At 56.5% G+C, this 15,640-nt stretch carries 10 protein-coding genes; 4 read left to right on the forward strand and 6 right to left on the reverse strand.

Annotation, left to right across the window (positions count from 1 at the left end):
* Positions 1 to 11: 11 nt before the first annotated feature.
* The 6 genes from ABRZ28_RS22360 to bcsR all read right to left on the reverse strand — a co-directional run bounded on the left by ABRZ28_RS22360 (position 12) and on the right by bcsR (position 10,088).
* The gene (locus ABRZ28_RS22360; RefSeq protein WP_330521597.1) at positions 12 to 500 is read right to left on the reverse strand and encodes a hypothetical protein; all 489 of its coding nucleotides are present in this window, start codon (positions 498 to 500) and stop codon (positions 12 to 14) included.
* A 172-nt stretch (positions 501 to 672) separates the two neighbouring features.
* Positions 673 to 4,101, reverse strand: coding sequence for a cellulose synthase complex outer membrane protein BcsC (bcsC, locus tag ABRZ28_RS22365; RefSeq protein ID WP_330521622.1), 3,429 nt, complete (start codon positions 4,099 to 4,101; stop codon positions 673 to 675).
* Positions 4,102 to 4,142: 41 nt separating this feature from the next.
* Positions 4,143 to 6,419 (reverse strand): cellulose biosynthesis cyclic di-GMP-binding regulatory protein BcsB, encoded by a 2,277-nt coding sequence (bcsB, locus tag ABRZ28_RS22370; protein WP_330521623.1) that lies wholly within the window; start codon positions 6,417 to 6,419, stop codon positions 4,143 to 4,145.
* A gap of 92 nt (positions 6,420 to 6,511) precedes the next feature.
* A complete protein-coding gene (gene bcsA, locus ABRZ28_RS22375) occupies positions 6,512 to 9,100 on the reverse strand; it encodes a UDP-forming cellulose synthase catalytic subunit (protein ID WP_330521598.1) in 2,589 nt (862 codons plus the stop codon).
* Positions 9,097 to 9,837 carry a cellulose biosynthesis protein BcsQ gene (gene bcsQ / locus ABRZ28_RS22380; RefSeq protein WP_319605638.1) on the reverse strand — a complete coding sequence of 247 codons (741 nt, stop codon included), beginning with the start codon at positions 9,835 to 9,837 and terminating at the stop codon, positions 9,097 to 9,099. Before bcsQ ends, bcsA begins: the two co-directional genes overlap by 4 nt.
* A gap of 2 nt (positions 9,838 to 9,839) precedes the next feature.
* The gene (gene bcsR / locus ABRZ28_RS22385; protein ID WP_413556326.1) at positions 9,840 to 10,088 is read right to left on the reverse strand and encodes a cellulose biosynthesis protein BcsR; all 249 of its coding nucleotides are present in this window, start codon (positions 10,086 to 10,088) and stop codon (positions 9,840 to 9,842) included.
* A gap of 338 nt (positions 10,089 to 10,426) precedes the next feature.
* Between bcsR and bcsE the strand changes: the two genes are divergently transcribed.
* The 4 genes from bcsE to ABRZ28_RS22405 all read left to right on the forward strand — a co-directional run bounded on the left by bcsE (position 10,427) and on the right by ABRZ28_RS22405 (position 15,583).
* The gene (bcsE, locus tag ABRZ28_RS22390) at positions 10,427 to 11,971 is read left to right on the forward strand and encodes a cellulose biosynthesis protein BcsE (protein WP_330521599.1); all 1,545 of its coding nucleotides are present in this window, start codon (positions 10,427 to 10,429) and stop codon (positions 11,969 to 11,971) included.
* An 11-nt stretch (positions 11,972 to 11,982) separates the two neighbouring features.
* Positions 11,983 to 12,177 carry a cellulose biosynthesis protein BcsF gene (gene bcsF, locus ABRZ28_RS22395; RefSeq protein WP_319605640.1) on the forward strand — a complete coding sequence of 65 codons (195 nt, stop codon included), beginning with the start codon at positions 11,983 to 11,985 and terminating at the stop codon, positions 12,175 to 12,177.
* Between the two features lies 1 nt (position 12,178).
* Positions 12,179 to 13,834, forward strand: a complete 1,656-nt coding sequence (gene bcsG, locus ABRZ28_RS22400; RefSeq protein WP_319605641.1) for a cellulose biosynthesis protein BcsG — start codon at positions 12,179 to 12,181, stop codon at positions 13,832 to 13,834.
* A gap of 579 nt (positions 13,835 to 14,413) precedes the next feature.
* Positions 14,414 to 15,583 carry an adenylate/guanylate cyclase domain-containing protein gene (locus ABRZ28_RS22405; protein ID WP_330521600.1) on the forward strand — a complete coding sequence of 390 codons (1,170 nt, stop codon included), beginning with the start codon at positions 14,414 to 14,416 and terminating at the stop codon, positions 15,581 to 15,583.
* Positions 15,584 to 15,640 lie beyond the last annotated feature (57 nt).

Genomic DNA, 15,640 nt, shown 5'->3' on the forward strand with positions numbered 1-15,640 from the left:
TACAACGAACATCATCCGCATAGTGCACTGGGATATCGCTCACCACGGGAATATATACGCAGGAAGTTATCGCAACCATAAGAGAGCAAAAACGTCTGGATATATAGGGTCAAATCCAGCGGCATACCAGGAATATTAATATGTGCGACAGCGACATTGCCACTACGTTTGGGATCCGAAGATAAACCAGCTCTTAATTCAGTTATCTGTTTTTTAAATGTCGCTGCCTGCTGAATAGCCTTTATAGTCTTTTCATTAACCAGATAACTTTTCCAACCGGCTGTAGGCGCCTCTAGTTTAGTCGACAGATATTGATTGCCCACATTGGCCTTACCCATCCCTGCGAAGGTACTGGCAATTGATACTGTAATTCCCAGCGAATCGACGGATTCTTTCGACCAGCCGGTTATCTTACTGGCTTCTTCAACCCACTGATTACGTGCGAAGAGTTGGCTGTCGGAAATACTGTCGCCCGCCGTATAGGTGAACAACTGTTGCATATCATACCCGGCATAAAGCGGATAATTCCCTGTCCGTTGCCGTTCTTTCTGCCCCCAGTCGTTGGCGATCAGTCCATCTTCCTCGCGGGCAGGCGATTGAGCTGTTCCATACCTCTTTCCCGGACAAGTCGGGGTTCCCCATGTCAGGAAACCCCGGCCGAGCGGGACTGCGTTATTTGAAATCGGCGTAGGGGGTTAATGATTGCGGCGGGCTGTCCAGATCGCCCTGCCAGCCGGAGGCGGAGTAGCGCAGGTAAATCATACCGTGGCTGGGGGTGTAATCTTTCGCCTGTTGAATATCGACGCCGGCCCCCAACGTCCAGTGCGAGTCAAGCCGGCGTTCGACGGCCGCCTGTACGGTATAGCCCACCCCGTGGCTGCTGCCGCCCTGTTCGATGCCGGGTAAGTCCGACAGCGGATAGCGTCGCTGGTTTTTGCTGGATGAGTGCGACCAGGACACCGAACCGCCGACTTCCCACGACCAGTTTTCCGTGCGCTGACGGTAGTTCACCGGTATGCCCGCCGAAGAGTAGCGTTGCGGGCTGTAGTAACCGCCCTGACCAAGCGTGTAGCCGCTCAAATCCTTCTGATAGTGCATCCACATGCCGTTGAGGCCGACGGTGACCCGGCGGTCGTCCTGATTGACGATTTTGTAGTAATAGCCCGTCATGGCGCGGAAGCGATGATTGTCGGCGACGTTTTTCCCGCTGATTTGGTGCGCGCTGAAGTCGCTCCATACGCCGTGTTTTTCTCCGCGGTCGTAGCTGAGTCCCAGCGCGCCGCCGCTGGCCCGTACGCCGCCCCAGGTGATGCCTGTCGCCGGATCTTCGGCGCCGGCGAACGCCAGTAATGAGCTGGAGATGGGGCGTCGCGATGCGGTGGCGGTCCAGCCGATATCCCGCCATTTGTCGCTGTAGCCGAGGCCGCCGACGATATCGACCACCTCAAAGCCGATCGGCGTAGTGCCGATATCCGCCTGCCAGCGATCGTTTTTCCAGCCTGCGGCGACGCTGGTGCCGGTGGTTTTCTGGGCGCGTCGTCCAGGGCAGCGTAAATCGGCGCAGGCGCCGAATTTCGCAGTATTGACGCCGTCACGGTCAAGCGAAAAGGTTCCCGCGTTCATCTGTACGGTATCGGTGCGGAAAAACGCGCGTCCGTCATGCCAGGGCAGATCCACCTGCAACAGGGTGTCATGCGCTTTCAGGTTGGAAATGCCGCCGGTGCCGCTGGATCGGCCATAATCATGACCGAGCGCGACGTTGATATCCTGCCGTCGATACAGGTCGGCGGCTTCGGCGCGAATGCTGCGTTTCAGCCAGTCATCCGTGGGATTAATGCGCGTCAGTCGGGTGTAGGCGTCGTTATCCGGCGGCAAAACCGGCGTGATGCCGCTGGCCTTCATCGCCTGGCGATAGTTTTGTTCCGCCTGCGCCGGCCGTGACCGCTGCCGTTCAAAGCGCGCCGTATCGCGGTAAACCAGCGCCTGATTTTGTCCGGGCGTTTCCTGGCGCGCGTCGATCGCCAGCCGCTGAAAAAGCGCGGCCGCCCGGTCGTCGTCGCCGACCGCCAGCCAGGCGTTGGCGATCCGACGTCGGACGTTGAGCGTGTTATCCGTCTGCCCGGCGGATTGCAGTAAACGCTGGCGGGCTTCATCCCGTCTTCCCTGCGCGATAAAGGCTTCAACTTCGCCCAGACGCGCGTCAGGGTTGTGCGGCTCCCGCGCGCTGACCTGTTGATAGGCCGCCAGCGCGTCATCGTAGTCGCCGCGCGCCAGCGCCCAGTCTCCCAGTTCAAGATCGATGCGCGGGTTGGCCGGCTGCCGGCGCAGATAGGCTATCGCGCCAGGCTCATCGCCCGCCTCGCGCATCGCCTGCGCCTGAACCAGCGCCTGCTGTAGCGTCAGGCGCTGCGCGAGTTCATGCATGTCGCCGCTCCACTGCGCGGCGGGCAGCGTATCAAGGTAAGCCAGCGCCTGCGCGTCGCGATCGGTCGAGGAGAGATAAAGCGCGTACGCATAGGTTTTCCCGGCGCTGGCGGGAGGACGAGAAGCGGTGCTCAGCAACATGCCATCCGCTTGCTCAACCTGTCCAAGATGGCCCAGAGTCAGCGCATAGCGGTAGGCCATCCAGATATCGTCGGCATCCAGCTGCTGCGCCTGACGATATTTTTCGGCGGCCGCTTCCCACTGTTGCCGTGCGGAAAGCTGGTCCGCCTGCTGCGCCAGAATGTCATGCTGCAAACCGTTGAGCGTGGCGCGCAGCGTATTTTGCCGGTCGCGCGGCAGGCTGTTGATATAGGTCAGCGCGCTTTCCGGCGATTGGCGCAGATGAATGTTGACCAGTCTGCGCAATGCGCCGGCGTTGTCGGGCGAGAGACGCAAAGCCTGCTGATAGGCCGTTTCGGCCGCCGCGTCGTTTTTGGCGGCGACGGCGACATCGCCTAAACCGATAAGGGCGAAAGCGTCGCCGTTATCCAATTGCCGGGCCAGCTGATATTTGAGTTGCGCCAGCATCAGATGGTTGGCGGCTAACGCCTTGTCGCCTTCGTCGAGCAGGTGCCAGTAACGCGTACTTTTTATCAGCCTTGCCCATTTATCCGCGTTAAGGTGATTAATATCGGCCTTTAGCGCTAGTTGAAACTGGGTTAACGCTTTTTCCCGCTCGCCGGCGCGCAGGTAGGCGACGCCAATGGCGCCGATGAGTTCCGGATCGTTCGGCGATGCGGCCAGGGCGGTGTTTAGCTCGCTGATAACGGCGGGGCCGCTATCGCCCCGGCTGATTTTATCCAGACCGCGAAGCCGGGCCTGATAAGCCGGATCGGCCAGCATCGCCAGCTGTTTATTGAGCATTTTGCGTCCGGTTTCGGCCTGATTGCTTGCGCCGAACGCGGCGATGAAGCGCTCTAACGCCTCGACGCTTTGCGGCGTGACGTCCATTCTGCCGACAATTTCCAGCCACAGCGAGGATGCCGAGCCGGCGCCGTTAGGATCGGCGGCCAGTTGCTGCAATATCGCGTAAGCCTGTTCGTTAAGATGCTGACTGAATAACAGTCGCGCCAGCATGACGCGCAGCGACACATTGCCGGGATAGCGTTGATCCAGCGCCGCCAGTTGGGCAATGGCTATCGGTTCCTGATTGGGCAGCCGCGACACCAGACGCCAGTATTCGACGGCAAGTTCAATCGTAGGCGGTTCGCCGTGCCACAGCTCGTCATACTGAACTTTGGCTTCGGCATAGCGGCCCGCGGTTGATAACAAACGGGCCTGCTGAAGTTTTTGCCGCATGTCCTGCTGCGTCAGCGCCAGATTCATTTCAGCCTGACGATAAAAAGGCGAGTCCGGCGCCAGCGCTTTCAGCATTTCCAACTGTTGACGCGCCAGCGATTGATCGCCCTGACGCAGCGCCAGACGTATGCGCGCGGCCAGAATCTCCGGATTATCCGGGTCGATCAGCGCCAGACGATAAAGCGACTGGCGCACCAGATCGTCTTTGTAGCGGGCTTCCCCCATGCGTATTTGTTCTATCAGAAACTGCTTCGGCGAAATCGCTTCCGCCCCGTGCGCCAGCGGGATGACGGCCGGACACAAAGACAGCAGCGCCATTACTGGTCCGGCGATGAGGTATTTCAGTATCCTCATGGGCGTCAGTCTTTTTCGTCAGGCGACAGGCGGCGACGGCTGATGCTCTTCAGCGTGCGCCACAACAGCCAGGCAATAATGATAACCGTCAGCGTGGCAATGACCGCCAGCAGCACCGGATGCGTCGCCAGCGCGTGCCAGATACGCTCCCACCAGGGCAGATGGCCGACATAATAAACATCGCCTACGCGTAAACTGTTTACGCCGGAGTCGCGAATCACCGCCACCGAGCCGAACACGGCGGCGCGTTTGCCGTCATCGATCAGCGCATTATTCAACAGCGCATAGCCCTGCGGGCTGTCCGCCAGCAGCGCGACGATACTGCGCTGATCGTGATAGGGCGATTGCATCCCGATGATGGCGGACATCGGCGCCTCGGCGCTGATGGTGGTTTTGGTGTCCGCTTTGGCGTCGTCGTCCAGCGCATCGATATCCGGCAGCGTGCTTTGTCGGGTCGGTTGTTTTATCCAGCTCAGGGTGGCATCCGCCAACAGGTTGATTTTTTCGTTATCGCGCAATTCCGGAGGGATAGCGCCGATCAACAGAATATCCCTGTCCTGTTTGCCGGCCTGCGCCCAGTCGTCGCTCAATTGCATGGCCAACGCCGGATAGCCGGTATGCGCGCCGATGCTGCCTAAGGCGTTCAGCAGCGTGCCGACCTGCGCGGGCGTCGGTAGTTTATCGATGAGCACCACGGTTTGCGACAAATCGGCCAGTCGGCTGAAAGGATAGCCTGCATTGGTAAAGGCCCGCAGGTCGGGCATGGAAATAAAGTGGCGGTAGCCGGAGAAGTTGATGGTTGAGCCGCCGTCAATCACCGCATGGTTGACGACCGGCGTATAGGTTTCACAGCGCCCCTCCGCGCCGCTGGCCAGCAGCGTGGTGTAGCTGAAATCAAAGCGCAACTGGTTGGTGGTTCCCAGCGTTAACGCCGGGATCGTCAGGTTTTTATCTGAATCCCATAACCCCTGCGTCAACGGCAACCGCAGCAGCAGCGAATCCTGATCGTGCTCCGGCACCAGAGAGAATGCCTGAACAAACTGGTTGTTCAGGCGCACGCTCAGACGCGAACCATCTTTAAGCTGCGGCGCGGTATAACGGTATTTCAGCTTCATGTCGATGCCCTGGCTGCGGATCATAAACAGATCGGGCGGCAGGTTCAGATTCAGCGAAATAGGGTAGGGTACCGTGCCGCTGGTCTGGAACTGACCTTCATGTTGCTGAAGTTCGGCAAAGGTCATCGGACGGTTGGTTTGTACCCAGTTCGGCGCATCGTAAGGCTGCCTCGGCATCAGTTGCTCAACCTTATCCACGGTGACGCTTTGTCCACGGAACAGAATGTTGCCCTGCACCAGGCCTTTTACCGCGGTGACCAGATCGTCGTCATCCCGGCCTTGCACCAGCAGCAGCTTGACATAAGGGTCGTCGGGATGGTCGGTGATGGAGACCGTCGGTCCGGCGACCGGCGGCGCATCGCGCAGGAAGTCCGGGCGCTGCGCGTTGGTGGCGAACACGACGGCATGGCGGTCCGGCAATTGATTGAACATGGCCGGGAATGACTGCCCGCGCCACTGCGCCTTGCTGCCGAACCAGGAGGCCAGGATCGCGGCCGCCCGCTGTTGCGTCAGATCCGGCCGCTGGCTGAATACCATCGGCAGCGTCAGCGGCCGGTTATCGCGGATATCAAAAAATGGCACCGGGAAAGGAGACAGCTCGTTTTTCAGCGGCAATGTCTGGAACTGCAAATCCAGCGAGCTTGATTTGCTCACGTCCAGCCACAGGGATGAACTGGACGGGCTTTCGCAAACGTTCGGATAATGGCCGATAAATTCCAACCGCACCCGGTTGAAGTCGCTGATATAACGAGGATCGATCGGCAAGCGGACACGGCTGGGTTTGCCTAACTGATCCCTGGTGATGCTGGTCACCCCCATCAGCTCATCGTTAAGATAAACCTTGAGGTGGGATTCTATCGGCGTCAGCGACGGCGATGGCGTGAATTCCAGATCGAGCGCGGCCTGCGTGACGACTTCATCGCCGCGCACGCCAAATTCGATTTGCCCGTTCGGGCTGGTGCCGCGTAGGGAAAACGTACCCGGCGCGGGCGCGATCTGGGCAAACGGCAACTTCACGTCGCGTACCGGCGCGGGTTTTCCTTGCGGCGTCGGCGCGACGGCCGCCGCGGGTTGGGAAACGGTCTCGGCGGGCGGCGTAACGGCGGCCTGAGACAACGAACTGACGCCTAAAGCGAATGCGGTAAACCAGGTTATTTTTTTCGTCATCATGTCATCATCAATATTAAAAACTAATCTCGCCGTAGCGGGAGGGAATAGGCGTACGGCCTTGGGGATAGGCCGGTATCGCTACCGGATGCCTATGCCGGGCTTTTTCCTACATAACGTGGAATGAACGACAGCAGCCACGTAATCAGGGTGGTAAAAGCAACAAGGATGCGGCGAATAACCGGCGGGGCATAATCGGCCATACGTAAGTAACCCCGGAAACCCAGCGTCAGTACGTCGCGCAGGCTTTCGAGCGGTTTGTCTTCGGGAACCTTGTTTTGCCATTGCGCCCAGGTATCTATCCGGGCAAAGGTGCATTGAATAAAATCAATATGTTGTTGCGTGGTCAGGTCCATCATCCGCAGACCGATTTTATTGCCGAAGACGCGGGTCACCTGAAAAGGGAAGGCGTACTCCTGCGGGCCGCGTTTTAATAGCAGGGAAATATGATCGCCTGCCTGCAACCGTTCCGGCTCGCGTATTTCTACGCCCACGCCGGCGCCGGAATAGTCGTTCATGACGCAGGAAAAGAGGTGGCCGTCGGCGCAGAGAATCGCGGCGGGCATCGATATTTCAACCCGGTGCGACTGACGCACCTGTTTGGTTTCCACCGCGACCGCCATGGCGCCGCCGAGAATCATCATGTTGTAGCCGACCCACAGCAAACTGACGATGACGGTGATGATCTCGTCGGGCGCGCCGTAGTTCAGACGGCATATTCCGACCGCCAGCCCGGCGATATTCAATAACACCAGGATCAGGTAAGGCCGGGTAATCACCCAGTCGACGTGTTGTTTTTCGACCAGTCCCCCTTTGGCGGTGACGTTGAATGCGCCCTTATGCGGGTTAAGCAGCGCCACGGTCGTGGGTCTGGCGATGTACCACGCCAGCACGGTTTCGTAGATTTCGCTCCAGAAAGAGTGGCGGAAACGTCCCTGAATACGGGAGTTGGTCAGGCTGGCGTGTACCATATGCGGGATAACATATAACGCGATGGCCAGCGCCGGGGCGAAAATAATGTAGGCGTGCAGCAACAGAAAGGCCAACGGCGCGGTAAGGAAAATCAGGCGGGGAATGCCCGACAGAAAGTGCAGCATGGCGTTGGCATAACATAGCCGCTGTCCCAGCTTCAGCCCTTTGCCGAACAGCGGGTTATCCAGCCGGAAAATCTGCGCCATCCCCCTGGCCCAGCGGATGCGTTGTCCGATATGCGCCGACAGGCTTTCCGTCGCCAAACCGGCCGCCTGCGGAATGCGGATATAGGCGGAAGTGTAGCCGAGCCGGTGAAGGCGCAATGAGGTATGGGCGTCTTCGGTGACGGTTTCGACGGCGATGCCGTTGATTTCATCCAGCGCTTTGCGGCGCAGAATGGCGCACGAGCCGCAGAAAAACGCGGCGTCCCACATATCATTACCGTCCTGCACCAAACCGTAGAACAGCGTGCCTTCGTTGGGGGTACGGCGAAAACGGCCGAGATTGCGCTCGAAAGGATCGGGTGAGAAGAAATGGTGGGGCGTTTGCAGCATCGCCAGCTTGTTATCCTGAAAGAACCACCCCATCGTCAGTTGCAGGAAGGAGCGCGTGGGAACATGGTCGCAGTCGAAGATGGCGACAAACTCGCCTTTCGCCTGTTGCAGCGCGTGATTGATGTTGCCGGCTTTCGCGTGTTCATGCGTGGCGCGGGCGATGTACTTGACTCCGACGCTTTCGGCGAACGCCTTGAACTCGGGACGGCCGCCGTCGTCAAGGATGTAGATATGCAGTTTATCTTGCGGCCAGTCCATGCCCAGCGCGGCGTAGACCGTTGGTTTCACGATCTCCAGCGGTTCGTTGTAGGTCGGCACGAACAGATCCACCGTCGGCCACGCCCGCATCTCGGCGGGTAAGGGAACCGGCTGGCGGTTAAGCGGCCAGATGGTCTGAAAGTAGCCCAGCACCAATACCACCCAGGAGTAGGTTTCCGCCGCCAGCAGCAACAAACCGCAGATCAGGCTGAACGGATCGTCCCAGTTAAGCGTCTCGGTATAGCGCCACCACAAGTAACGGCAGGAAATGGTGAGGGACAGGGCGATCATCATCAGCGTCGACATCCGCCCCGGTATGCGGCGGAAAACCATCGCCATGCTCCAGAGCAGCAGCATAAAAACAAACTGTGATAAAAGCTCGAACGGCTGGGTGATGCATAACAAAGCCAGCGCGGCGCTTATCAGAGCGAGTACGGCAAGCCATAGCCTTTGCATGCCTTTTCCCCGTTGGGGCGCGTCGGATGGGTTTTCCGCGTCGTTATCGGCGTCGGCCGTTGAACGCATAACATATCGTGGCAGGCGTTGCAGCCCGTTGATATAGCCTTGCCGCCAGCGCCGCAGCCGGGAAAAACGATGTTTACGCGGCGTCTGCCCGTTCCTGACGATCAGCAGCCACAGCCCCTGCACCAGATAGCGCAGCGGATCGGCCGGGCGGGGGGGACGGGATGAGATATGCGGGAACCAGTGGCGGCGAGCTTTTCGCACCTGTTGCCAACTGGCGGACTCCAGCCGCAGGAAACTCCAGCCGATTATCATCAGCGACGTCGTCAGATAAGCGGCCAGCGCGGAGGAACCCTGCCGGCGGTAGTCCTGGTCGCGTTGCCGTATCGCCTGATAGGCCGCCGGCATGAGAAAGAGGCGCAGTATCGGGTTCATACCGCCTCTTTTTTCGTCAGATGAATCAGACACCAGTTTGCCAGCGTGATGATTTCTTCCGCCGCGCCGCTTGCCGGGCGATATTCTCCCAGCGGTTGTTTGGCCGCCGGCGATTCCGCCAGCGCTTCGTCGCGGTGAATAACCAGCGGCAGCAGACGCGGCAAAGTATGTTGCCACAGCTGATATAAATCCTGTTGTATCTGACTGATGGCGGAAAACTGGTTGACCAGAAAATAGCGCTGCGCCGGCAACGCCTGCTGGTGTAATCGCGAGTGGCAGTTCGTATCCGGCGTGAGAAGCAGAAAAACGGCGTCCGCGGCGGCCAGCGCCTGACGAGTCAGCGGGCTGTCGTCCGCCGGCGCATCAATCAGGATCCAACGGTGCCTGCCGTGCGCGATAATTTGCGCCAGATTATCCCGCCAGTACGTCGGGGAGTGAATGCAATGCTGTTGCAACGCATCTATCTCCGTTTGATTGAGCTGGCCGAACGGCAGGAAATCGAGCCGGGGGACATATTGCATCGCGCCTTGTTGCCAGCGGTCGCCATCCGTCGTCGCGCGGGCCCAGCCGCGTGCTTGCGCAAACGTCATATTAAAATGCAGGCGCAACAGATTATTCGAGGAGAAATCGATGGCAAGCGCGCTTTCGCCTAACTGCTGTAACGCCCAGGCCAATCCCGCCGTGATGGATGTTGTTCCCAGGCCGCCGCGAATGCCTTGTAATACGATGATCGGCATATTCAGCGGCCCCCCGCCGATTCATTCTGTTCCGCCAGCAAGGGCCAGCGTTCCATCATCCGGGCTAGACGGGTTTGGCGAGCGATATCTATATAATTTATTTCCGGCAACGAAAAGGTCTGTCTTAACTCGCGCAGATCATCCTGTCTCTCGGCGTAGACACGCGTTTGCAAATACTCGTTTTTATCATTCATCCCAATTTCTCTGCAAAATAGATTTATTTCATTATTAATAATTGTGGTGGATAACAATTACGCCCCTATATATTCAATCATTGATGTATTGATGTTATTATCCGGCGAGCTTTCGGGCATGGCCTTGCCGCCACGGCCGCGGAACAGGTTTAAATCTACTTCTGACGTATTTTACGTTCACTCAAATTGCGAATGTTAGTAATAATCCCATAGACATTTTCAGTAATGCCGCTTTTCCGCCATTCATCTTAATTAAGATAATAAATAGATTATTATGGAATATTCCTATTTATATCGCCGAAGGGTTTGGATTCCAATAATTAGTGTTAGAGTCTATATCAAGATCATTATTGATGATAAACCATAAAATCATTCTCGGAAAAGAAAATTATCATATGACGCAGTCATTTTCATTAGGTGTCAGAAAGCTTTGGAATGAATTGTCATTACTGCAATCGCCTGGTTTTTATTGGGTTAATATTGCAGGTCAATTGGATGCGTCCTTATTTTGCCAACAACTTATCGGCGCACAGAACGATGTTGCCCGCGTGTCGTTAATATGCTGCGCGGAAAATCAGGCGTCGCTGCCCGCCTCATTATTTGCAACAAAATTAAAACAATTCTCTTACTATTTTTTACCGGAAAATAAATTGGCGCTATTGGGTTTCACGGACGATTTGATGCGGGCGTTAAAACCGAAAAAACGCTTATTAATCCTTTATGCGCCCGCCGGTTTATGGGGAGATTTTTCGCAGGAAAGACTACAACGCTGGGTCACGGATACGGGCGCATGGCTGCAACAGCGGGAATGCACGCTGATTATTCTCAGCCATGGCGGCGCGGACGGTAAACTGCGCAATAGGCTTATTTCCCAGCATCGCGCGCTGTATGGTTTAGCCAGCCTGCATCGGCAGCAGGATCGCGCGCAATATTGGGTGTCCTGGTGGAGTACGGAACTGGGGATGGTGGCCAACCAGACGCAGATATTACGGCCGGAGGCGGAAGGGTGGCAGGTCGTGGAGGATGAAGCGCCGACGCCGGCGCCTTTTGGGGATGATGAGGGGTTATATCTGGCGCAGACCGACGTGCTGGAAGGCGCGCCGGCCTTATCGGCAAGCTGGCGGCTGTTTGCCGACCACGACGCGCTGGCGCGACGCGGCATGTCGGCGCACGCCGCGACCCTGATTTTCTCGCTGCGCAACGCCCATCAGGTGGATGATCTGGCCAGAGAGATCCATCGTTTGCGCAGTCAGCGCGGCGACAGGCTGAAAATTGTGGTGCGGGAAATGCGTTCCGCGCTGCGATCCAGCGATGAGCGCCTGTTGCTGGCGTGCGGCGCCAATCTTATCGTGGCGCATGCCGAGTCGCTTTCCCGCTTTCTTACCCGTCTTGAAAGCGTGCAGGGGCAGCATTTCACCAGGCGTGTTCCCACGGATATCGAGACGTTGCTGACCGTGATGCGGCCGCTGAAGATTAAAGGCTATCTGCCGACAGACCGGTTTACCCGCGCCGTTCAACAGCTTATGGGCAACGCGTTGATCCCGGAAGGAAGCAAAGGACTGTTGGTCGCGCTGTATCCGGTTCCAGGGTTGCTTGTTGCTCAGGCGTTAACAATTTGTAATTTAAGACGTTCCGGCGATGTCGTGACGCTATCGCAGGGGCGTTTGCTGCTGTTTCTTTCCACCTGCGGTATAAACGAATTGGATACGGCGCTGAAATCCATTTTTTCTTTACCGGTAAATGAAATATTTAGCCGTCGGGCGGTATGGGCGCAGGATTTACAAATTCTTGCTGAGATAAAAGCATTATCGGAATGTCGGGAGGATGAAGTCGTACCGTTGATTAACCATTATGTTCATGCGCATCAGCATCAGCCTGAACAGAAAGTTGGCACGGTACGGCGTCAGCCTGCCGCTATAACTTTATTCACTGGCGGCTAAAGAGAAAACATATGCTAAATCTGAGCGATATCGTTCAACTGGTGTTGTTGAGCGCGGTAATATTTTTTACGCTTGGCTACGTTGCTCGTCATTATATTCCCCGCTGGCTTCAGTATTGGAAAAACCGATTGTTATCACCGAGCTATCTGAAAGCTGGCGACATTGGGATGCGTGACGCTTCTTCATCAAAAAATATTAAGAAATAAAATGAACGAGAAAAAATCTACGCCGCAAAACCAAACTCTGTGGCGTTACTGGCGTGGGCTTGGCGGCTGGAATCTCTATTTTCTGCTTAAATTCGCCTTGCTATGGTTTGGTTATCTTAATTTTCACCCATTATTCAACCTGATTTTCCTGGCATTTCTGTTGATTCCGCTTCCTCCCCTCTGGTTGCACCGCTGGCGGCATATCATTGCCATTCCTATCGGGATCGGCTTGTTTTATCACGATACCTGGTTGCCCGGCGTGAATACGATTATCCATCAGGGAAGCAACCTGATGGATTTCGATGCGTTATATCTGCTGGAATTGATTAACCGGTTTATTAACTGGCAGATGCTCGGCGCCGCGCTGGTGCTGGTGGTGGCTTATCTGTTTCTCTCTCAATGGATTCGTATAACGGTGTTTACCGTGGCCATCCTGGGATGGTTAAACCTGGTTCATCTCAGCGGGCCGATGGTTTCGTTGGTTCCGGATGTGGCGGCGGGGGTCTCCGGCGGCGCGTCCGGCCCGGCTAACGGGGCGTCGCCATTGCCGCCCGCGGCCAATCTGCCGCCCACGAATGATAATTTGACCGCGTATCTGAATCAGTTCTATGCGCGGGAAAAAGAGAGAGCGACGACGTTCCCGGCTTCACTGCCGGCGGATTCGCAACCTTTTGATTTGTTGATTGTTAATATCTGTTCGCTTTCATGGTCGGATATGGAAGCGAGCGAGTTGATGAATCATCCGCTATGGAGTAAGTTCGACATTCTGTTCAGTCATTTCAACTCGGCGACGGCGTACAGCGGACCGGCGGCTATCCGGTTGCTCCGGGCAAGCTGCGGTCAGGCATCACACCACGATTTGTATCAGCCCGCCAATCGGCAATGTTATCTGTTTGATAATCTGGCCAATCTGGGTTTTGAAAAGCAGCTGATGCTCGATCACTCCGGCGTGTCCGACTTATCGGGGAACTACCTGAAAGGGATACATGATGAAGGCAATCTGCAATCGCCGATGATGTCGCAGGCCGGCATCAGTTACCAATTGACTTCATTCGAAGGCGATCCGATTTATAACGATCTGGAACTGCTTAACCGCTGGTTGGAAAATCGTAAGACATCGGGAGCCGGGCGCAGCGCGACGTTCTTCAACCTGATTTCGCTGCATGACGGCAACCGTTTTGTCGGCACCAATAAATCGGCCGACTTTAAGCCGCGCGCGAAAACCCTGTTCGATCAGCTGGATAGCTTTTTCGATGCGCTGCAAAAGTCAGGGCGGAAAGTGATGGTGGTCGTCGTGCCCGAACATGGCGCGGCGTTGGCGGGCGATAAAATGCAGATGTCGGGTCTGCGCGATATACCGAGTCCCAGCATTACGCACATTCCGGTCGGCGTGAAGCTGTTCGGTATGCAGGCGCCGGCGTCCGGCAGCCCGTTGACGATTGAATCGAAGAGCAGCTACCTGGCTATTTCGGCGTTGGTCTCGCGCATGGTGGACGGCAAGGTCTTTGCGGCGCCGACGATCGACTGGCAGGCGTTGGTAAAAGATTTACCGCAATCGGAAGCGATTTCGGAAAATGAAAGCGCCATCGTGATGCCGTATCAGGGTAAACCCTATATTCGTCTTAACGGCGGGGAATGGGTGCCTTATCCGCAGTAACGAATGCGTGTCCGGGCGGGGGCGATCCCTCCGCCCTTGTTCCTCCCCCTCCCGCCGATCCGTCGCCTCGCTTGCCGACCCCGCCGCGTTCATCAATCTTTCATCCTTCTTCATTACTTTTTGTCCTGGATGGGCTGATAATAGGATCCCTCTTATGACGTGCGGAGGCGGATTCGGTGTTGTCAGCCGGTTAGGATTAAGATGAAATCCCGAACAGGCAAGAAGAAAACAGCATTGGGGCAAAGGTAAGCTGCCTTATACTACACCGGGTTATATACTCGTCATCTTTCAAGTTGCAGGTGCGTTCGGCTACATTACCCGGCCCTTCCATGGGGACTGTCCCGTAGGGGCCGCCGCGCGCGGCGTGCAGATTCTTTCTGACGAATTTGCCTCCCCGCCGCCGCCGTCCTGCATCTCGAAATCCATCGGGTATAATCAGACCTCAGAGATGAAAGACGAAAATTTAAGTATTTCAATCTTATAGCGGGTATGCTCGCGACAGATTTTATACATACGGCAGCAATACGGAATTGACGGAGAAAGTGCTTGCGGCTTAGACGTTCGTTAACTATTAAGCAGATGACAGCCGTGTCCGCGGTGGCGCTGGTTACCATCAGTCTTTTTATAGTGATACAGCTTTTCCACTTCGTGAATCAACGGCGTGACGATTATGCCAGGCAACTGGAGATCGTCGCTTACTCCGTGCGCCAGCCGTTGACGGAAGCCGTACTGCAAGGCGAAGTGCAACGGGCCGAAGATATTCTGAATAATTTGTTGCCGGTCGGCTTTCTGAGTCGCGCTGAAGTGGTGTTGCCCGGCGAATTCCAGACGCTGCATGCCAATTTCCCGACGGAACGCGCGGTGCCGCAGTGGGTTGCCAGGGCTTTTGAGCTGCCGATACGCATCGCGGTGCCGTTATATTCCCCGCCGCAGACGCAACATTCGACGCCATTGGCGCACCTGGTATTGCAGGCCGATTCTTACCGTATGTTTCAGTTTATCGTCAGTACCTTCTCGACCATGCTGGCGACTTATCTGCTATTGGCGCTGATTTTGTCCATCTCCATTACCTGGTGCATGAACCGGCTAATGGTACACCCGCTGCGTGCGATCATTACTGAATTACAGAGTCTGACGGCGGACGCGATCCCCCGTCATCAACTGACGCAGCCGGAATGGCATAAGGATGATGAACTTGGCATGCTGGTTCGCAGCTATAACCGTAATCAGCAGTTGCTGGCGCAATCTCTGGCTTCCGCCGCTGCGCGCTATGGTTTGCCGGATAAAGCGGATTTTATGATTCATCTGCAACGGCAACTGGCGCAAAGCGTACCGCTGAGCCTGATGGTGGTCGGCCTTGATCCGTCGCCGACAAACGCCGGCAATCCGTCTGCTGATGCGGCCTTTAACCTGGTGAATCAACTGAAGGCGGCGGTGGCCGAACGGGGGGATGCGCGTATTTTGCTGGCCTGTCTGGACGACGATGAGTTCGCGCTATTGGGCAGCCCGTGGGTGAGAGGAGAACCGGCGCAGATCTGGGCGCAGGACGTGATTGCTCAAATAAACGCGCCGTTTATGGCGGCCAATGACCCGGCCTCGCCGCCGGCCGCCAGCGCCGGTATTATCAATCTGGATGCCCCCGGCGTCAAAGAAACCAACAGCGCAGCGCTTCTGCTGTCACAGGCGCGTTTCGCTATGCAACTGGCCCGCCATGAGAAGAAGAATGGCGTTCACGTTTTTATAAATTAATAGCCTGATCATTATTTTACGGTTATCAGTGTCGGGCTTCCGCCCTCGCGCTGATGA

Source organism: Brenneria sp. g21c3 (genome assembly GCF_040240345.1).
Taxonomy (GTDB): Bacteria; Pseudomonadota; Gammaproteobacteria; order Enterobacterales; family Enterobacteriaceae; genus Brenneria.